13 protein-coding genes are annotated in these 20,378 nt (G+C 34.9%); 12 read left to right on the forward strand and 1 reads right to left on the reverse strand.

The genetic code is table 11. The features are described from left to right. Positions 1-186: 186 nt before the first annotated feature. On the reverse strand, positions 187-1,215 hold the full coding sequence (locus ABD859_RS22645; protein WP_345147045.1) for a LacI family DNA-binding transcriptional regulator: 1,029 nt from the start codon (positions 1,213-1,215) through the stop codon (positions 187-189). Positions 1,216-1,505: 290 nt separating this feature from the next. Here ABD859_RS22645 and ABD859_RS22650 point away from each other — a divergent pair, with 290 nt between their 5' ends. The 12 genes from ABD859_RS22650 (at position 1,506) to ABD859_RS22705 (ending at position 19,599) form a co-directional block, all read left to right on the forward strand. Further along, the gene (locus ABD859_RS22650; protein WP_345147046.1) at positions 1,506-2,933 is read left to right on the forward strand and encodes a glycoside hydrolase family 28 protein; all 1,428 of its coding nucleotides are present in this window, start codon (positions 1,506-1,508) and stop codon (positions 2,931-2,933) included. Positions 2,934-2,973: 40 nt separating this feature from the next. Then, the gene (locus ABD859_RS22655; RefSeq protein WP_345147047.1) at positions 2,974-6,105 is read left to right on the forward strand and encodes a SusC/RagA family TonB-linked outer membrane protein; all 3,132 of its coding nucleotides are present in this window, start codon (positions 2,974-2,976) and stop codon (positions 6,103-6,105) included. Between the two features lie 12 nt (positions 6,106-6,117). Continuing rightward, positions 6,118-7,791, forward strand: coding sequence for a RagB/SusD family nutrient uptake outer membrane protein (locus ABD859_RS22660; protein ID WP_345147048.1), 1,674 nt, complete (start codon positions 6,118-6,120; stop codon positions 7,789-7,791). Positions 7,792-7,893: 102 nt separating this feature from the next. Continuing rightward, a complete protein-coding gene (locus tag ABD859_RS22665; protein ID WP_345147049.1) occupies positions 7,894-8,829 on the forward strand; it encodes an alpha/beta hydrolase fold domain-containing protein in 936 nt (311 codons plus the stop codon). A 10-nt stretch (positions 8,830-8,839) separates the two neighbouring features. Further along, a complete protein-coding gene (locus ABD859_RS22670; RefSeq protein WP_345147050.1) occupies positions 8,840-9,805 on the forward strand; it encodes a DUF4861 family protein in 966 nt (321 codons plus the stop codon). A gap of 118 nt (positions 9,806-9,923) precedes the next feature. Continuing rightward, positions 9,924-11,114 carry a glycoside hydrolase family 88/105 protein gene (locus ABD859_RS22675; RefSeq protein WP_345147051.1) on the forward strand — a complete coding sequence of 397 codons (1,191 nt, stop codon included), beginning with the start codon at positions 9,924-9,926 and terminating at the stop codon, positions 11,112-11,114. A gap of 10 nt (positions 11,115-11,124) precedes the next feature. After that, positions 11,125-12,330: a glycoside hydrolase family 88/105 protein gene (locus ABD859_RS22680; RefSeq protein ID WP_345147053.1), complete on the forward strand. Its 1,206-nt coding sequence runs from the start codon at positions 11,125-11,127 to the stop codon at positions 12,328-12,330. Between the two features lie 22 nt (positions 12,331-12,352). Then, the gene (locus ABD859_RS22685) at positions 12,353-13,573 is read left to right on the forward strand and encodes a glycoside hydrolase family 88/105 protein (RefSeq protein ID WP_345147055.1); all 1,221 of its coding nucleotides are present in this window, start codon (positions 12,353-12,355) and stop codon (positions 13,571-13,573) included. 160 nt (positions 13,574-13,733) lie between these two features. Beyond that, positions 13,734-15,332, forward strand: a complete 1,599-nt coding sequence (locus tag ABD859_RS22690; RefSeq protein ID WP_345147057.1) for a glycoside hydrolase family 43 protein — start codon at positions 13,734-13,736, stop codon at positions 15,330-15,332. 11 nt (positions 15,333-15,343) lie between these two features. After that, the gene (gene pelA / locus ABD859_RS22695; protein WP_345147059.1) at positions 15,344-17,347 is read left to right on the forward strand and encodes a pectate lyase; all 2,004 of its coding nucleotides are present in this window, start codon (positions 15,344-15,346) and stop codon (positions 17,345-17,347) included. Positions 17,348-17,432: 85 nt separating this feature from the next. Then, positions 17,433-18,788: a glycoside hydrolase family 28 protein gene (locus ABD859_RS22700; protein ID WP_345147061.1), complete on the forward strand. Its 1,356-nt coding sequence runs from the start codon at positions 17,433-17,435 to the stop codon at positions 18,786-18,788. Positions 18,789-18,855: 67 nt separating this feature from the next. Next, positions 18,856-19,599, forward strand: coding sequence for a rhamnogalacturonan acetylesterase (locus ABD859_RS22705; protein WP_345147063.1), 744 nt, complete (start codon positions 18,856-18,858; stop codon positions 19,597-19,599). The last annotated feature ends 779 nt before the right edge of the window (positions 19,600-20,378 follow it).

Here is a 20,378-nt window from a genome sequence, read left to right on the forward strand (position 1 = left end):
CACTATTGTGCGTCTTTTTTTTACCATAGAGGTTTAGATAATGTGAAAAGCTCCGGAGGAGCTAAATATTTGTAGATAACAAAAATAGGAATCAAAATTAAAGCTCCGGAGGAGCGGTATATTTTCGTTTATAAAAAAAATAAGCTCATGATTAAATGAGCTTATATATTTTATCTGATGAAAAAATTAAAAGTTTGTTCTCGAAGATGATTTACGAATATGTAATTCAGGTGCCAGAACGACCTTTTTTTCGATTTTAATTGTATCAGTTTTATCAACTTGTTCTAAGAAAACACGTGCAGCCATTTTACCCATTTCAAGCGGTGACTGATCTACAGATGTGATTGATAATTCCATGAACTTCGTAAAAGGCTCATTACTGAAACCTGCCACGCAAAACTCATTAGGAATACTGATATTTCTTTCCTTTAATTCCTGAATGGCTCCTAATGCAGCAAAATCACTTGATGAGAAAATAGCATCTGGCGGAGTTTCTAATTGCAAGAGTTTGTCGACAGCAGCTTTTCCGGCTTCAACCATACTTTTTACAGGAATAACATATTCTTCATTAAATTCAATTCCGTGATCTAATAAGGCTTGTTTATATCCCAAAAACCTGTTTTTAAAGATTTCCAGAGACTGATCTCCTGAGAAATGCGCGATATGTCTGCATCCTTCGTTAATTAAGTGTTTAGTAGTCAAATAACCGCCTCTAAAGTCATTAATGGTAACAGAACTTACCCCGTCGATATGTTTGCTTCTATCGAAAAAAATCAAAGGCACATTCTTTTGCAGTACGTTGTTAAAGGCATCGTCATTTTCGCTTGTAACATCGGTAACCGACATAAGAATACCGTCTACCTGAGCATCAATTAAAGTATATAGGTTTTCATTTTCTCTTTGTTTGCTTTCATGAGTCTGGCATATAATTACCTGATAGCCATGAGGCTGTAATTCTTCTTCAATGCCACGGATAACAGAAGCAAAAAAGTTGCTGTCGATACGTGGTACAATCACTCCAATATTATTACTTCGGCCGCTTTTTAATGCTAAAGCAAGTTTGTTTTGCTTGTAATTCATTGAGGCAGCAGTTTTAATAACCAACTCACGAGTGCTTTCTTTTATCTTCGGGTTGTTATTCAACGCTCTGGAAACAGTAGCTGCAGTGATATTTAGTTTTTCGGCAATATCATAAATGGTTACTTTTTCGCTCATTAAAAAGGGTTTTACAAGTTAAATTCTAGGACAAAAATACATTTTTTTTATATAATCTAATATTTAATGTTATCGATTACCATATCGAATTACTACAACGTTTTATATTGTACAATGATAATAAATTATAATAATTTTTGCATTAAATGTAATTATAATTCTTAATAAAAATTAAAAATACAATTTATTTCTAAATAAATTTGGTTGGTATAAACATATTTTCTATTTTCGTGTAATCGATTACATAATTGTTGATATTTTTACCTCATTAAAATAATAATTCCACACAAATGATTACAAATAAGGTTATAGCGCTTAGATCGATTGTTTTTTTAAGTATTACAGTCATTTTGACTATATCGTGCTCAAAAAAAATAACAGCTGTGTCTGAATCTGACCCGTGGAAAACAATGGAATTAACCATAAAAAACCTCCCAAAAACAAATTTTCAGGATAAGACATATAATATTAACGATTTTGGAGCTGTTTCAGACGGTAAAACTTTGAATACTGAAGCATTTCAAAAAGCGATTCAAAAATGTGCTGAAAATGGAGGCGGAAAAGTAATCGTGCCAAATGGAAAATACCTGACAGGAGCCATACATTTAGAAAATAATGTTAACCTCCATTTAGAAGATAATGCAGAAATTCTTTTCAGCTTAAATCCAAAAGATTATCCAATTGTACATACTTCATGGGAAGGAACAGAAGTAATGAATTATTCACCTCTTATTTATGCGAAAGGAAAAACCAATGTTGCCATAACCGGCAAAGGAACTTTAAACGGGCAGGCCGACAGTACTAACTGGTGGATTTGGGCAGGATCAAAAAATTATGGCTGGAAAAAAGGTATTCCATCTCAAAATGATCCAACAAACCGTGAAGTTCTGGTAGATATGGCAGAGAAAAATATTCCGGTTGCTGAAAGAGTTTTTGGAGAAGGAAGATATCTAAGACCGAATTTTATTGAATTTTTTGAATGCAATACTGTTTTAGTAAAAGATATTACGGTGATCAACTCGCCATTTTGGATTCTGCATCCAATAAAAACGAATAATATGATTATTGACGGTGTAACGGTTAACAGCCACGGGCCAAACAATGACGGCTGTGATCCTGAATATTCGCAGAACATTATCATCAAAAACTGCACATTTAATACCGGAGACGATTGTATTGCAATAAAAGCCGGACGCGATAATGACGGGAGACGAGTAGCAATTCCGAGTAAAAATATCATTGTACAAAACTGTAAAATGATCGATGGCCACGGCGGTGTTGTTATTGGCAGTGAAATTTCGGCAGGAGTAAATAATGTATTTGTAGAAAATTGTGTAATGGACAGTCCAAATCTGGATCGCGCTATTAGAATAAAAACAAATTCAAGACGAGGCGGAATTATCGAAAATGTATATGTGAGAAATCTTGAGGTTGGAACTGTTAAAGAATGTGTTTTAAAACTGAATATGTTTTATAACGTTTACGGATCACAAACCGGAAACTTTATACCTGTAATAAGAAATATCAATCTTGAAAATGTAAACGTAAAAAACGGCGGTAAGTACAGTGTTTGGGCTGAAGGCTACAAAGAATCGCCTGTAGAAAATATCACGCTCAAAAACGTAAAAATTCAAAAAGTAGACTCAATCTATTTATTAAAAAATGTAAAGAATATCAATTTTATAAATGCCTATATCAATGAAAAAAAAGTAGAATAAAAACTAATAACTATTAACCAAAAAACCACTTAAAAAACTTATGAACATTAAACAATCTTTAAAGAAAAAAATAAAATACAATCTTGTATTTTTATTTTTCCTAAATTTCCTTGTGAGCCATACCATGAGCGCTCAATCTACCACAATAGAAGGAAAAATTACAGATGCTGCCGGATTATCACTGCCAGGTGTAAATATTCAGGAAAAAGGAACTAAAAACGGAACTTCTACAGATTTTGAAGGAAGTTTTAAAATAAATGTAACCAGTAATAAAGCTGTTTTAATTATCAGCTATTTAGGCTTTCAAACGCAGGAAGTAAGCGTAGCCGGAAAAACAAAAATAAACGTAAGTCTTGCAGAGCAATCAAACTCTTTAAATGAAGTTGTGGTTGTAGGATATGGTTCTGTAAAGAAAACAGATCTTACGGGTTCTGTAAGTACAATCAGTGCAGCAACCATTACAGAAAGAAATACTATTAACCCATTAGAAGCCATTCAGGGAAGTACTCCCGGAGTTCAGATTTCATCTTCTACAGGTCGTGCCGGAGACGGATTTAAAGTGGTTATTAGAGGTAATAACTCTTTAATTGCAGATTCCAGCAATCCAAGTATGGTAGGATCTTCTCCATTATATGTTGTAGATGGAGTTCCAATGGACGGAATTGATTTCTTAAATCCGCAGGATATTGCCAGAATGGATGTTTTAAAAGATGCTTCTTCTGCAGCAATCTATGGTTCCAGAGGATCAAACGGGGTTGTAATTGTAACTACAAAAAGCGGTACAAGTGCAAAATCAGGAATCAGCGTAACTTTTGATACTTCTTACGGAAATAAAAGTGCAGCAAGACTTCCTAAAATGATGACTGGAGAAGAATGGTGGAAATTTCATCAGGTTGCTTATATGAGTGCAACACCTCAAACTCAAACTCCGGCTCAGTTAGCATCTTTAGCAGGAAATCAGAGCCCGTTATTAGTTTCTCGTGCCAACAGCGGCTATAACTTTGACTGGTATGATGCGGTATTAAAATCAGGAATGACCGAAAATAATTATTTAAATATTTCAGGACGTTCAGATTCTGGTTTGAGTTACAACTTAGGTTTTGGTATTCAAAGTGATAAAGGTCTTATCGATAACGATTCGACAGATAAATATTCTTTCAAATTAGGTTTAAACCACAAAATAAACGACAAATTTTCTACGGGCGTAAATGTTACCATTGCCAGATTAGACAATCAGTTAGGAAGTGATTTAGCAATGCAGGATGCTTTTAGGCTAAGTCCTCTAATGTCTCCGTGGGCTGTAGATGCAGCAGGAAATGAAAAAGTAGGAACATTATTTTTTCTGCCTGGTAAATTAACATATCCTGACGGTTCGTGGGCAATTAACAAAACATCAACGGTTAACCCGTTAATGGAGATTGCTAATTCTTCACAAACAGAAAAAACATGGCAGACCGTTGGTAATGCTTATTTCCAGTATCAGCCACTAAAGTGGCTTTCATTTAAAACCACTTTTGCAGCAGGAATTATGGATACGCAAAATTCAAAAGCGTATACTGCACAGACAAATGCAGGGGTAACATTAAACGGAAAAAACTCGGCAACACTAGAAAACGTAAACAACTTCAATTATACTTGGGATAATCAAATTGACATGAAACATACTTTTAACGAAGTACATGATTTCAGTTTATTATTACTTCAGAGTTTGTACTCAAATACAGATGAATTCTCTTCTTTGTATTCAAACAATCAGCCTTTTGATGTTGGAACAGATAATATGGGTTCTGGTGTTCAGACAAGTTATGTTGTAAAGTCATCTTTTGCAAAAAACACCTTAAACTCATATGCAGTTCGTTTAAACTATGCTTATAAAGACAAATATTTAGTAACAGCTTCTACAAGATGGGATGGTTCTTCTGTACTTTCTGAAGGAAATAAATGGCAGAGTTTCCCTTCTGTAGCTTTAGGGTGGAAAATCAGCAAAGAGTCTTTCTTAGCAAACAGTTCTGTAGTTTCTGATTTAAAACTGCGTGCCAGTTTAGGTTACACAGGAAACGATAACGTGGCGCCATATACGTCTCAGGCATTATTAAACCAGCAGACATTTTATGCAGCAGGCGCTAATGTGGTTTCAGGATGGCAGTCAGAAAATTTAGCAAATCCGGATTTAACTTGGGAAAAAACAAGAGAATACAATTTAGGTATTGATTTCGGATTCTTAAAAAACAGAATCTCAGGTAGTGTCGATGTTTACGACAGATTATCTGATGATTTGATTTACAAACAGCAGTTACCTGCAGAATCTGGATGGAAAAATACTTTTGCTAACGTAGGTTCTGTAAGTAATAAAGGAGTCGAGGTTTTATTGACAACAAAAAATATTAAAGGCGAAAAAATAAGCTGGGAAACTACTTTTACTTTTACTAAAAACGTAAATAAATTAGAATCTATTTACAATCAGGATAAAGTAAGTGATATTGGAAATAAATTAATCCTTGGCGCACCGCTTAATCCGAACTACAATTATGTTTACGACGGAGTTTGGCAGGAAAGTGAAGCCGCAGCGGCAGCATCTTACGGAATGGCTCCTGGACAGGCAAGACCAAAAGATCTTAACAACGACGGTAAATTTAATCAGGATGACAGAACGGTTATTGGTAACCCAAATCCAGAATGGCAGGGAAGTTTTTACTCAAAATTAAATGTGGGTCAGTTTGATTTTAATTTCTCAGTAATTACAAGTCAGGGACAGACAGTATTAAGTACTTTCCACCAAAATTTTGCCGACGTGAGCGACAGAGGACGCCAGAAATTAGCAATGGATTATTTTATTCCAACTAATGGTACAGGAATCGAAGCAAATGCCAATAATACAAATCCAAGACCAGGACCGGTTGCAACTGGAGCCGGAGCTTACTGGACTTCATTATTTGGATATTACAGAGACGCTTCTTATGTGAAAATCAAAAATATATCTTTAGGCTATACATTCAATAGTGAATTACTGAAAAAACTAAAAATGAGTAATCTTAGATTGTATGTAAATGTTTTAGACCCATTTGTATTTACAAAATTTGATGGATATGATCCAGAGTGGGCAGCTTCGCCATTTGGTGTAAACCGTCCGGCATCTGTAACTACGCAATTGGGATTAAGTGTTAAATTTTAATAAAGATATCAAATGAAAAAAATAATAATAATGTTAGGAATAATTGCTGTTTCTGTAAGTTCATGCAGTGATTATATTGAAGAAGACAGCCGTTCTTATGTACCCGCAGATGCAACTTATAAAACAGCATCTGGATTTCAGTTATTAGTAAATACAAATTATGCATGGCTAAAAAGCATTTACGGCGGAAATCCCTGGCTTTTTGAGGCTGGAACAGATATGTATGCAGAAGGAAGATCGCCGGAACCTGCAGGTTTAAGCCAGTATACGCTTTTAATACCGTCATCAGATAATGTGGCAGATTTATATAATCCTTGTTATCAGTTAATTCAGTCTGTAAATAAAACAGTTTATTATTCAACCGTAACAGAGCAGACTTCAATTTTAAATGCTCAGGTTGGTGAAGCCAGATTTTTAAGAGCACAGGCTTACTTTTTATTAGTACAGACTTACGGAGGTGTGCCTGTTGTAAATGAACATATTACAACACCGGTATTATCTTTTACAAGAAACAGTGCCGAAGAAGTTTATACGCAAATTATCAGCGATTTAGATTTTGCTTTAGCAAATGTTGGAACTGCAGCTTACAGCACATCTGGAAAAGTAAACAAAAGAGCTGTAAACGATTTATTAGCCAAAGTGTATTTAACAAAAGGGTATGAAACTTTTGGTAAAGCAGATGATTTTTCAAAAGCTGCGGCTTATGCAGATGCTGCGATCGCGGGACAGACTTTAGCAATTGCTTATGACCAGTTGTTTAAACCTGGAAATGATTTAAATGCAGAAACTATTTTTTCTGTACAATATGATAAAGCATCAACCAGTACAGATCCAACAAAATTAGGAAACAATCAGTTTTACTATTTCAGTTCATATTTAGGAGGAGCAGAAACAGGAGCGCCATTAAGAAGTTACAATTTATGTCCTACAGATTACGCTTTAGGATTATATGAAAAAGGTGATGCAAGATGGAATGCTACTTTTATGACAGAAATTTTGGAAGGTCCTGAAACTACAAACGGAGTTACAAAAACAGTTTTATATTATCCGTATTACAGAAGTTCAAATCCGGCATCCTTAAAAGTGAGACATTTTTATGAGCCAAAATGGTTTACACCAGCAGATAAAGCGACTTGGATGACAACAAATGCTTCAAGATTAGCGGCAACATTTGTTTACCATCCTTGGGGAGAATATTCTGCAGCACATACTTTAATTAAAAACTTAGACTGCTACACAATTCCGGTTAAGAAATTTGACGATCCAGATCCAACTACGCCGTCAAGTACGGGACCTGTAAGCACAAGAGACATTATTGTTTCTAGATTAGGTGAAACATATTTAATTGCTGCCGAAGCCTATTTAAAAGCCGGACAGCCTTCGACAGGATTAGACCGTTTAAACGAAGTTAGAAGAAGAGCCGGTGTAGTAAATGCAACAGCGGGACAATTTAATATCGATTATATTTTAGATGAACGAGGAAGAGAATTATTAGGAGAATATAAAAGATGGTTTGACTTAAAACGCACAGGAACTTTAGTAGCAAGAGCATCGGCTCATAACTATAAAATTAAAGCTGCGAATTTTGTTGGAATAGACGGTCAGCTTAAAATTTTACGACCAATTCCTCAGACGGTTTTAGATTTAAATCAAAATAAAGATTTTCCTCAAAATCCTGGTTATTAGTAATTATTGGATAGTTTTTTATACTATTTGTTTTTTTGAAGTAGAAAAGGAGTCAGGCTTCGTGCCGGACTCCTTTCTTAACTAAAAGTAAAATGTTTTTTAATGCGAAAAATTGTATTCTTTTTATTGTCATTTTGTTCTGCAGTCAATGCCCAGAACTCTTTTAGTGTCGATACTTCGTACACGGTAAAAAGCACGTACAATAAACTGATTAAAAAATATCCTTCGATAACAATTCCTGTTATTGCAAAAAATAAAAATGTTGTTGAAATTAATGATGCGGTTTATTTTACATCAAAAGAAAGAACACTGCATTTAGACGCATTTATCAATAATTCAAAAAAACAAAACCCGGCAGTAATTATGATTCATGGCGGCGGATGGAGATCCGGTAATAAAAACCAGATGAATCCTTTGGCACAAGAAATCGCTTCAAAAGGATATTCTTGTTTTACCATAGAATACAGATTATCGCTCGAAGCAAAATATCCTGACGGAGTAATTGATGTAAAAAATGCGATTCGATTTATAAAAGATAATGCAAAGAAATTCAAAGTAGATCCAGACAAAATTGCGGTTTTAGGCTGTTCTTCGGGCGGTCAGATGGCAGCTTTGATTGGTACTACAAATGGAAATCCGGCTTTTGATGATGCTTCAAATAAAAGTAAATCAACATCAAAAGTAAATGCGATTATTAATGTAGACGGCGTTTTAGCATTCAGACATCCGGAATCTTCAGAAGGAGAAATGGCATCGTTTTGGCTGGGAGGTTCTTATGAAGAAAAAACAGAGAACTGGAAAAATGCATCGGCTTTAAGCCATACGAATCAAAATACGCCTCCAATATTGTTTATTAACAGCAGTATTCCAAGATTTCATGCCGGAAGAGACGATATGATAAAGATTTTAAATGAGTATAATATTTACAGTGAGGTTCATACCATTGAAAATTCGCCTCATTCATTTTGGTTTTTTCAGCCATGGTTTGACCAAACTGTTGCTTTTACAACCCAATTTTTAAACAAGACATTCAAATAATTACCATACAATGAAAACAAAAATCACAATCGCAGCTTTATTTTTAATTGGAGTTACTTCTGTAAATGCTCAGAAATACGATATAAAAACGGCTAAAACCTATGCTGAAATTTCGGCAAAAACAGACGGTCATTGGGAAGGAAGAAAATATAAAGGCGGTACAACTTTTAAAAACGTAGACCGATTAAAACTGGCACCGGAACATACAGATCATTCTTTTGATATTCGTTATGAAGGTCCGGGCTGGGAAAATAACCGAATTGGTTATCGTTTATATCTGGACTGGAGAAATGCGATTGATATTTTTGGAAAGAAAACTTCAGAAATGATTCTGCCAATCGTGGGTCAGGATAATTTTGATTCTTACCATGAAATGAGCGATTGGGGAGCAGATATTCTAAAAGCCGGAAAAGGAATTGGAATTGGTTCTATTGACCGTTATTTAAATAACGAAAAACTGCATTTCCGCGAAGTAGATTCGACTATTGCAACAGTAGTAAATAAAACAAACGAATCTGGTGTAAAAGTAAATTATTACGGATGGAAAACGGCATCTGATAAAATCGATTTCACATCGACTTTAACCATAAAACCAGATAACCTTTATACGAAACACACCATTCAGGCTTCAAAAGAAATTAAAGGAATCTGTACCGGAATTGTAAAACAAAAAAATACAGAACTGCTTAAAAAAGAAAGTAAAAATAAAAAATGGGCTTATCTGGCTACTTACGGCGTACAGTCATTAGTTCCGGACAAATTAGGAATGGCAATTTTTTATGAAGTAAATACAATCGATAATATTGCCGATACGGATTTAGATTACTTATTAGTTTTTAAACCAACAAAAAAAGCAGTTTCATTTTATCTTTTAGGTGCTTGGGAACAAGAAAAAAACGGAATTAAATCTCAGGAAGAATTCGTTAAATACCTAGACGCTCAGTTAGAAATACTGAACAAAAAAGGAAAAATGTAATTATAGTAAATAAGTTGCCACAGATTAAAGGATTAAAAAAGATTACTAATAAGGTTTAAAAATAAATCCAAATAATCCTTTTAATCTGTGGCAAAAAAATAAATCCAGTTTCATAAAAATGAGTTTTTCAAAAATAGCTGTTGTTTTGTTTTTATTTATTTGTGGATTGTCATTGGCACAAAACACAAATAAAAATGTTATTTCTGCCAATGCAAAATGGTCAGAGAAAGCTGCGGTTACGATTTTAAATAAATATCCAAAAGCCTGGCAGATTGACGGAACCGAAAAACCAAAATGGGATTATAAAATGAGTCTCACTTTGTCTGCCTTCGAAAAATTGTATCAAAAAACAAAAGACAAAAAATATTTTGATTACATAAAAGAATATGCTGACGAACTAATCGACAGCAATGGAAATATCTTAAAATACGATATCAAAGAATACAATATCGATTATGTAAATCCCGGAAAACTGCTTTTTAATTTATACGATGAGACGAAAGACAATCGATACTTAACGGTTATTAAACAATTAAAAACTCAGATTGAAAGTCAGCCAAGAACGGCAAGCGGCGGATTCTGGCACAAACAAATTTATCCTAATCAAATGTGGATTGACGGTTTGTATATGGCAGAACCGTTTTATGCACAATATACCGTTAAATATGAGCATGGCAAAAGTTTAAACGATATTGCGAAACAATTTGAATTAGTACACGATCATATATTAGACAAAAAAACAGGACTGCCTTATCAGGCTTGGGATGAAAGTAAAGAAATTGGCTGGGCAGATAAAGAAACAGGAACTTCGCCAACTATATGGAGCCGAGGAATTGGCTGGTATATGATGGCGCTTGTAGAAACTCTTGATTATTTTCCAAAAAATCATTCAAAGCAAAAAGAATTGGTAGGCTATTTTAATGAAATTGCAAAAAATGCTGTTGCTGTTCAAAGTCCAACAGGATTATGGTATCAGGTTGCTGATAAGCCGGAATTAGCCGGTAATTTTTTAGAATCATCAGGTTCCGGAATGATTATTTATGCTTTGGCAAAAGGAGCAGATAAAGGTTATTTGAATGCTTCATACAAAAAAACAGCACAAAAATCTTTTGATGCTTTTATTAAAGAATTTGTCAAAACGAATGAAAATAATGAAATTACAATTTCAAATGTTTCATCAAATGTTGGTTTAGGAGGAAAACCTTTTCGCGACGGAACTAATGAGTACTACGTGAAAAGCAAAACAAAAGATAACAGTTCACCGGCATTAGCGGCATTTTTGTTAAGCGCTGTTCAATTGAACAAATAAAAGATGTAAGATGATAAAGAAAAGCCATTTTAGTTTTGTCTGGATTGTACTTTTAGGTATTAGTGTTTTTTCACTGAATAAAATAACGGCACAATCTTCAAGTGAGATTTCAAAAGACCTGAAATGGTCTGAGCGAATGGCGCTTTCAATCATCAAACGTGCTCCTCAGGCCTGGCAGGTCGACAATAACGAAAAACCAAAATGGGATTATAAATTGGGTCTTTTAATGACTTCTTTTGAAAAACTTTATCAAAAAACAAAAAATCCTCTTTATGCAGATTATATCAAAACATACGGAGAAACGGTGGTAAATCCTTCGGGAGAAATCATGAATTATAAACTCGAAGATTATAATATCGATTATGTAAATCCGGGAAAGTTTTTGTTTGATCTTTATAAAAGAACCAATGATAACCGTTATCTGACTGCGATACAGACATTACGAAAACAATTAGAAACGCATCCAAGAACCAATTCAGGTGGATTTTGGCACAAAAAAATATATCCGTATCAAATGTGGCTTGACGGTTTGTACATGGGAACGCCTTTTTATGCGCGCTATACGGTTGAGTTTAATAATGGAAAAGATCTGGATGATGTAGCTAAACAATTTGAACAAATTCATTTACATACACTTGATCAAAAAACTGGACTGCTTTTTCATGCCTGGGACGAGAGTAAACAAATGCCGTGGGCGAATAAAGAAACCGGAGTTTCGCCTAACTTTTGGTCAAGATCAATTGGGTGGTATATGATGGCTCTGGTTGATGTTTTAGATTATATGCCAAAAGAACATCCAAAAAGAAAAGAACTGATTCAGTATTTAAATGATATTTCAAAAGCTGTGGCAAAATATCAGGATAAATCTGGATTGTGGTACCAGGTTACAGATGCCGGAAATAAAGAAGGAAATTATCTGGAAGCTTCAGGATCTGAAATGTTTGTTTATGCTTTTGCAAAAGGAGCAAACAAAGGATATCTTTCATCAAATTATAAAAAACGGGCCATAAAAGGTTTTGATGCGATTACGCAAAAACTTATTAAAGTAGATGCAGACGGCGAAATACACATTACACAAGTTTGTGCCAGCGCCGGACTGGGCGGAAATCCGTATCGCGACGGCTCATTTGAATATTATATCAAAGAAAAAATAAAAACAGATAACTCACACGGATTAGGGCCATTTATACTGGCTGCATTAGAATTAGAAAAATAGTAGAATTTAAATATATTTTGAAATGAAGAATAGTAGGAAACACAGTTTTATGTCGGTTTTATTAGTTTGTGCTATGGCTTTTACGGGCTGTAAAGTAACATCACAAGAAACGGCAAAAAAAGAAATCGTTATTTCTAAAGACATGAAATGGTCAGATAAAATGGCTTTAACCTTAATGAAACGTCATCCGGAAAGCTATATGCTCGATGATGCTAAAAAGCCAAAATGGGATTATGTTCATGCCTTAGTTTTACATTCAATTGAAGAATTATACAAAAAAAATCCAGATCCTAGATACAAAGCATACATTAGAGGTTATGTAGATGAATTAGTTCAGGCAGATGGATCTATTAAAACATATGAGCTGGATAAATACAATATTGACTTAGTGGTTCCGGGACGTTTGTTGTTTGATATTTATGCTGAAACCAAAGAAGAAAAATACTTAAAAGCATTACAGACAATCCGCCAGCAGTTAACAGAACAGCCTCGTACAGCAAGCGGCGGATTCTGGCACAAACAAATTTATCCAAATCAAATGTGGTTAGACGGATTATATATGGGTGAGCCATTCTACGCACAATACACGCTGACATTTGAAAACGGAAAAAGTTTTGATGATATCGCAAAACAATTCGAATTGATTCAGTTACACGCTACAGATCCAAAAACCGGATTATTATACCACGGCTGGGACGAAAGTAAAGCAATGCCATGGGCAAATAAAGAAACAGGAAATTCTCCAAACTTCTGGTCAAGAGCTTTAGGCTGGTACGTTATGGCATTGGTTGATGTTTTAGATTATATGCCAAAAGATCATCCAAAACAAAAAGAACTGGTAAAATACTTAAACAATGCATCTGCAGCTTTAGCTAAATATCAGGATAAATCTGGATTGTGGTATCAGGTAACAGATAAAGGCGGTGAAAAAGGAAACTATTTAGAAGCTTCTGGATCATCAATGTTTGCTTATGCATTTGCAAAAGGTGCAAACAAAGGATATTTACCGTCAAAATATAAAAAAATGGCAAACAAAGCTTTTGACGGATTAACGAATGTTTTAATCAAAAAAGTTGACGAAGACGGCGGTATTACCTTAACAAACTGCTGTCAGGTTGCAGGTTTAGGAGGAACTCCATACCGTGACGGATCGTATGAATATTATGTAAACGAAAGAAAAAAAGATAACGATCCTAAAGCAACGGGACCTTTTATTTTAGCTGCTTTAGAATTGAATAGATAAATAACCAAATAATTTGTCATTTCGACGAAAGGAGAAATCACACAAGATGTTCGACAAAGATTGGCTTATCGCTGCAGAGTTTCTATTGCGATTTCTCCTTTCGTCGAAATGACAAAAAACATCATAAACCTGTTGGGTTTAAATAAAAAATAACACCAAGATGAAAAATATAAAAATTGCTATTCTTCTCCTTTCTGTTTTTTCTTTTCAAAAAAATACAGCACAAGTCTGGACGCCTGATAATGGAGACGGAACCTATACAAATCCTATTATTCATGCCGATTATTCAGATCCGGATGTGGTAAGAGTGGGCGATGATTTTTATATGACTGCATCTTCTTTTAACTGTATTCCCGGATTGCCTATTCTGCATTCAAAAGACTTGGTAAACTGGAAAATTTTAAGTTACGCACTTCCAAAACAGCCTCCGTTTGAAACTTACGATAAAGTACAGCACGGAAATGGTGTTTGGGCGCCATGCATAACCTATCATAACAATGAGTTTTATATTTATTATCCTGATCCTGATTTTGGAATTTATATGATAAAATCCAAAAAAGCAGAAGGACCGTGGTCAGAACCCGTTTTAGTAAAAGCCGGAACAGGATTAATAGATCCAAGTCCGCTTTGGGATAATGACGGAAAAGCCTATTTAGTACATGCATTTGCCGGAAGCCGTGCCCAGATAAAAAGTCTTATCGTAGTTTGCAGCATGAATGCCGAAGGTACAATTGCAAATAATGACGAAGTTATGGTAATTGACGGACACGACGGAGAAGGCACAATTGAAGGACCAAAATTCTACAAACGAAATAACTACTATTATATTTTTGCTCCGGCCGGAGGCGTGCCTACAGGCTGGCAGACTATTTTAAGATCTAAAAATGTTTTTGGTCCTTATGAAAAGAAAAAAGTCTTAGAGCAAGGATCAACTAAAATAAACGGCCCGCATCAAGGTGCATGGGTGCAGACACAGACTGGAGAAGACTGGTTTATTCATTTTCAGGATAAAGGAGCATACGGACGAATTGTGCATTTACAGCCTATGAAATGGGAAAATGACTGGCCGGTTATGGGGCAGGATTTTGACAAAAACGGAATTGGAGAACCGGTTACGACATTTAAAAAACCAAACGTAGGAAAAAAATACCCTATTGAAAACCCAGCCACATCAGACGAGTTTAATGAACCAAAATTAGGGTTGCAATGGCAGTGGCAGGCAAATTCTCAGATTAACTGGGGATTTCCAACCAGTATGGGATATTTAAATTTATTCTGTCTGCCAACAATAAAAGACAGCAAGAAAATTTTTGAAGCTCCAAATTTGCTATTGCAGAAGTTTCCTGCCGAAGAGTTTTCGGCTACAGCCAAATTAACTTTTAATACAAGATTAGACGGAGAATCAACAGGGTTAATCATCATGGGATTAGATTACAGTTATTTATTTTTAAGAAATGATAACGGAAAATTATATCTCAATCAAAAAACAGGAACATTCAATAAAACCGTTTCAGAAACAGAAACAAAACCGGTTTTAATTTCAAATAATACCATTTACTTAAGAGTTAAAGTGAAAAAAGGCGGTATTTGCAGTTTCTTTTATAGTTTAGATGATAAAAACTACCAGCCAATTGGCAGCGATTTTACATCGACAGAAGGAAAATGGATTGGAGCCAAAATGGGACTTTTTGCCTTAAGTGAAAAAATAACGAACGATTCTGGAAATGTGTCTGTAGACTGGTTTAGAGTAACAAAATAATATTGAGAAGGATGCAGTTTAAAAAATACATATTAGTTTTTATAATGATTTTAGGTTTTGGTGCAAAAGCGCAAAATACCTATAAAAACTGGTCAGATATTATCCGTAAAAACGAAGCTTCATGGTTTGGAACCGAAGAAGCGAAAAAAATTGCAGAAAATGTGCTCCTTTATCAAAGAGATATTGGCGGCTGGCCTAAGAACATTCAAATGCAGAATGAACTTACGCCTGCTGAAAAAAAAGATCTTTTGGTCGTAAAAAAGACAACCAAAGAAACTACGACAGACAACGGAGCTACAACTCAGGAAATGCTTTTTATGTCTAAAATGTATGCTCAGGTTAAAGACGAACGTTACAAAGAATCTTTCCTAAAAGGATTAAACTATCTGCTCGAAGCACAATATGCCAATGGCGGCTGGCCTCAGTTTTATCCGCTTAAAAAAGGATATTACACACATATTACTTATAATGACGATTCGATGGTACGTATTTTAAATGTAATGAAAGAAGTAGGTGAAGAAACAGACTTTTACAGCATTAAACCATCAAAAGAAATTACAGCCAAAGCCAAAACAGCATTTGACAAAGGAATTGACTGCATTTTAAAAACACAATACAAACAAAACGGAGTTTTAACAGCTTGGTGCGCACAGCATGATGAAGTTACTTTGCAGCCTGCAAAAGCCAGAGCTTACGAACTTCCTTCGCTAAGCGGAAAAGAATCGGCAAAAATTGTTTTGCTTTTAATGTCGATTAAAAATCCTTCACCTGAAATTATTACGGCTGTAAAAAGTGCTACGGCTTGGTTTGAAAAAACTAAAATCACCAATCTTGAGGAAAAACGGGTTTTAAATGACGCTGGAAAAGTCATAGACAAAAAAATGATTCCTGCTCAAAATGCAGAGCCAATCTGGGCAAGATTTATGGAGCTGGATACAAATGAGCCTTTCTTTTCTGACCGCGACGGAATTAAAAAGAAATCGCTTGACGAAATAGGATCTGAACGCAGAAATGGTTACGCTTGGTACACAGACGAACCAAAAGAAGTTTTAAAGAAATACAACTCATGGGCAGTTAAAAACGGAACAAGAGTTTTAGAAACAACAACATCAGAGAAAAAAAAAGTTAACTTCTTAACCGTTGCACAAGACGGATCCGGAGATTTTACCAAAGTGCAGGATGCCGTATACGCAAGCCCATCTTTTCCATATGAAAAAGTTACAATATTCATTAAAAACGGAACATACAACGAAAAAATAAGAATCCCGGAATGGAATAATAATTTAATCCTTTTGGGAGAAAGTAAAGAAAATACCATTATCACTTTTGATGACAATTTCTCGAAAATCAATTTAGGCAGAAACAGCACTTTTTATACTTCAACACTTTTAGTAGAAGCAGACGATTTTTCGGCATCAAATTTAACCATCAAAAATGCTTCCGGCGACAAAGGGCAGGCAATTGCTTTATCAGTTACAGGAAACAGAGTTAAAATCACAAATTGTAATATTCTGGGAAATCAGGATACCTTATATTTATCAGGGAAAAATGCTAAACAATACTTTAAGGACTGTTATATAGAAGGTACAACCGATTTTATTTTTGGAGGCGCAACAGCCTTATTCGAAAACTGCGTCATTCACAGTATTAAAAGTTCATACGTTACAGCAGCTTCAACTCCAGAAGGCGCCGCATTCGGATTTGTATTTAAAAACTGTAAACTCACAGCAGAACCTTCTGCTAATGCTGTTTATTTAGGAAGACCATGGCGTATTTATGCGAAAACAGTTTTTATAAACTGCGAATTAGGAAAACAAATCAAACCCGAAGGCTGGGAAAACTGGTCAAAACCAGACGCAGAAAAAAATAGCTTTTACGCAGAATACAATAACAGTGGAGAAGGATTTCAACCAAAGAAAAGAGTTTCATGGTCACATCAGCTCACAAAAAAGGAAGTCGATACATATTCAATAGAAAATATCCTAAAAGATACAATTGCCAATTGGTTTAATTAAGGTACTAAGATGCTGAGCTGCTAAGTACAAAAAAGCTTAGAACCTTAGCCTCTTAGTACCTCAGAACCTAAAAAAAAATAAACTCATGAACCTAAAATATCTCCTTCTTTTCCTAATATCATGTGCAGGATTTGCTCAAAAAAGCGATTTTCCAACAGCAAAAGTAGATTCTATAGTAAACAGAATTCAGGTTCCCGTATTTCCGGCTTATCAGGTTAATGTTATAAAGCTAGGCGCCAAAGGTGATTCTGTTTTCAATAACAAAGCAGTATTTGATAAAGCCATGGCGTTGTGTAAAAAGAAAGGAGGCGGAACTATTATTGTACCAAAAGGAATTTACAAAATAAACGGACCCATACACTTTGTAAGCAATGTAAACCTTAAAATAGAAGAAGGAGCTAAAATAAAATTCAGTGACAATCCGAAGGATTATCTTCCTTTAGTACTAACAAGTTGGGAAGGAACAATGCTCTACAATTACAGTCCGCTTATTTATGCTGCAGATTGTACCAATATTGCCATAACCGGTCAAGGTGTAATTGATGGAGAAGGAGGAAAGATCTGGAAAAGTTTTAAAGCAAAAGAAGGACCTGGAAAAAATCTAAGTCGGGATATGAACCATAATAATACTCCCGGTAAAGACAGAAAGTTTGGAGAAGGATATTTTCTGCGCCCGCAGATGATTCAGTTTTTAAATTGTAAAAACATACTCGTTGAAAATGTCAGAATCGAAAACTCACCATTTTGGTGTCTGCATCTTTTAAAATCACAAAACATTACCGTTAGAGGCATCAGCTATAAATCATTAAACCATAATAATGACGGAATAGATCCGGAATATGCAAAAGATGTTTTAATAGAAAACGTAACATTTGACAACGGCGACGATAATGTGGCCATAAAAGCCGGAAGAGATCACGAAGGAAGAGCCAATACAGCAATGCCAAGCGAGAATATAGTAATCAGGAATTGCAATTTTAAAGGACTTCACGGAGTCGTTATTGGCAGCGAAATGTCCGCAGGAGTACAAAACGTCTTTGTAGAAAACTGTAAAACCGCTGGATATTTAAAAAGAGGAATTTATTTAAAAACCAATGCCGACCGCGGAGGCTATATTAAAAATGTATTTGTTAGAAATATACAATTAGACCAGGTTGAAGATTGCCTATATATAACTGCAAATTATCACGGAGAAGGAAAAGGATATCAATCAGATATTTCAAATATTCACTTTTCAAACATTACCTGCAATAAAGCATTAGAATCAGGAATTGTAATTCAGGGATTTCCAGATAAGAAAATAAAAAACATAACCTTAAATAATATCGAAATCAAAGAAGCTAAAAACGCACTGTCAAACGAAAATGCAGAAAACGTATTAATGACAGATGTTTTTATAGGCAATAGAGCAACTGTACCTACAGCTGTTTCAAAACATTAATTGTATCCATCTGCGCGAAGCCGAAGGACTCTGCCACAAACCAAAAACAAAAAAACACAAACCAAAAATGAAATACATCACACTTTTTTTCTTAATAACCATCAGCTGTTTTGCTCAAAAAACAACATTATATTGTATTGGTGATTCTACAATGGCAAACAAAAAAGATCCTGATAAAAATCCGGAACATGGATGGGCACAAGTACTGCAGCCATTTTTTAAAGATGATATTACGGTAGTAAATAAAGCAGTAAACGGCAGAAGCACCAAAAGCTTTATCAATGAAAAACGCTGGGACTCTATTTATACCAAACTAAAAAAAGGAGATTATGTTTTTATAGAATTCGGACACAACGATCAGAAAATAGAAGATTCTACCCGATATACAAATCCCCATACCACATATCGCTATAACCTAATTCGATTTGTAAAAGAAAGCAGAGCAAAAGGAGCCATTCCTGTTTTACTTACTTCTATCGCCCGACGTAATTTTAATGAAAAAGGAGTTTTAGTTCCCACTCACGGAGATTATCCTCTTGAAACCCGTTTAACGGCGCAAGAATATAAAGTACCTTTTATTGATTTAGAATATTACACAGAATTGCTTGAACAGTCTTATGGTCCCGAAAAATCAAGAAAGCTCCATTTGCACTTTAAGGCAGGTGAGAACTCTTATTATGATAAAGACAAAGCCGATGATACACATCTTTCACTAGAAGGAGCGACAAAAATTGCACAAATTGTTATCAATGCTGTCAAACAATCAGAAGATGCATCTCTTATGAGATTAAAAAAAGCAATCCGCGATTAATTCTCATTATACAATATCCAACCCGACAGATTTTCAAAACCTGTCGGGTTTGTTTTTTGATACATATAATATATATGTACAGTATTGTTTTTTAAAACCCCAGTTTCCTGTAGAGAGGCAATAGCCCATTTAATTTTAGAGACGCACAGCAGTGCGTCTACTCAGCGTAATTCCGGTTAGTTTGGAATTTGAGATTTAAAAAAATGGAATTTAATATTTTTTAGGAGCTATTTCCCGCTATCCGCTCCAATCTTTTTGGGGTGAACCCCACCCCAAAAAGGATTTCCGCTTCTATCGGGGCTAGGGGAGCTGTTTTCAAAAGGACATTCTGCGTGCATTTAGAATAAAAAAGACATTTAAAACCTGAAAACTCCTCAAAAACAACAAAGCAAAAGAGGCAGAAATTGCCAAAATCACAGCTGTACAAGGAAAAAGCTTACAGGGAATCAAAAAAATCGAAATTGTAAATAAGCTGTTACCAGTAAGTTAAGAAAAAGATTGAAAAAACATGGAAAAAATGCAAAATAAAAGCTTGTAAATGTAAATAAAGGTGGTACTTTTGCACCCGCAACAACGAAAGACGTTCACTGAAATACTGACAAGCATACGAATCAAAAACTTTGAAAGAAGTTAAAAAAAAAGATTCAAAAAAGCTTGTGAGATTTGAAAATGCTTTTTACATTTGCACCCCGCAAAACACGGAAAGTTCTTTGATAGACTGGTAAGAAAAATAAAGAAATTGGGATGAAAAAATTCTCAAAAAAAACTTTAAATTTTTC

This window comes from Flavobacterium ginsengiterrae (assembly GCF_039539785.1).
Lineage (GTDB): Bacteria > Bacteroidota > Bacteroidia > Flavobacteriales > Flavobacteriaceae > Flavobacterium > Flavobacterium ginsengiterrae.

Coding starts and splice junctions, on each gene's coding strand:
- ABD859_RS22645 (WP_345147045.1), bottom strand. CDS start 1,215: ATGAGCGAAAAAGTAACCATTTATGATATTGCCGAAAAACTAAATATC.
- ABD859_RS22650 (WP_345147046.1), top strand. CDS start 1,506: ATGATTACAAATAAGGTTATAGCGCTTAGATCGATTGTTTTTTTAAGT.
- ABD859_RS22655 (WP_345147047.1), top strand. CDS start 2,974: ATGAACATTAAACAATCTTTAAAGAAAAAAATAAAATACAATCTTGTA.
- ABD859_RS22660 (WP_345147048.1), top strand. CDS start 6,118: ATGAAAAAAATAATAATAATGTTAGGAATAATTGCTGTTTCTGTAAGT.
- ABD859_RS22665 (WP_345147049.1), top strand. CDS start 7,894: ATGCGAAAAATTGTATTCTTTTTATTGTCATTTTGTTCTGCAGTCAAT.
- ABD859_RS22670 (WP_345147050.1), top strand. CDS start 8,840: ATGAAAACAAAAATCACAATCGCAGCTTTATTTTTAATTGGAGTTACT.
- ABD859_RS22675 (WP_345147051.1), top strand. CDS start 9,924: ATGAGTTTTTCAAAAATAGCTGTTGTTTTGTTTTTATTTATTTGTGGA.
- ABD859_RS22680 (WP_345147053.1), top strand. CDS start 11,125: ATGATAAAGAAAAGCCATTTTAGTTTTGTCTGGATTGTACTTTTAGGT.
- ABD859_RS22685 (WP_345147055.1), top strand. CDS start 12,353: ATGAAGAATAGTAGGAAACACAGTTTTATGTCGGTTTTATTAGTTTGT.
- ABD859_RS22690 (WP_345147057.1), top strand. CDS start 13,734: ATGAAAAATATAAAAATTGCTATTCTTCTCCTTTCTGTTTTTTCTTTT.
- pelA (WP_345147059.1), top strand. CDS start 15,344: ATGCAGTTTAAAAAATACATATTAGTTTTTATAATGATTTTAGGTTTT.
- ABD859_RS22700 (WP_345147061.1), top strand. CDS start 17,433: ATGAACCTAAAATATCTCCTTCTTTTCCTAATATCATGTGCAGGATTT.
- ABD859_RS22705 (WP_345147063.1), top strand. CDS start 18,856: ATGAAATACATCACACTTTTTTTCTTAATAACCATCAGCTGTTTTGCT.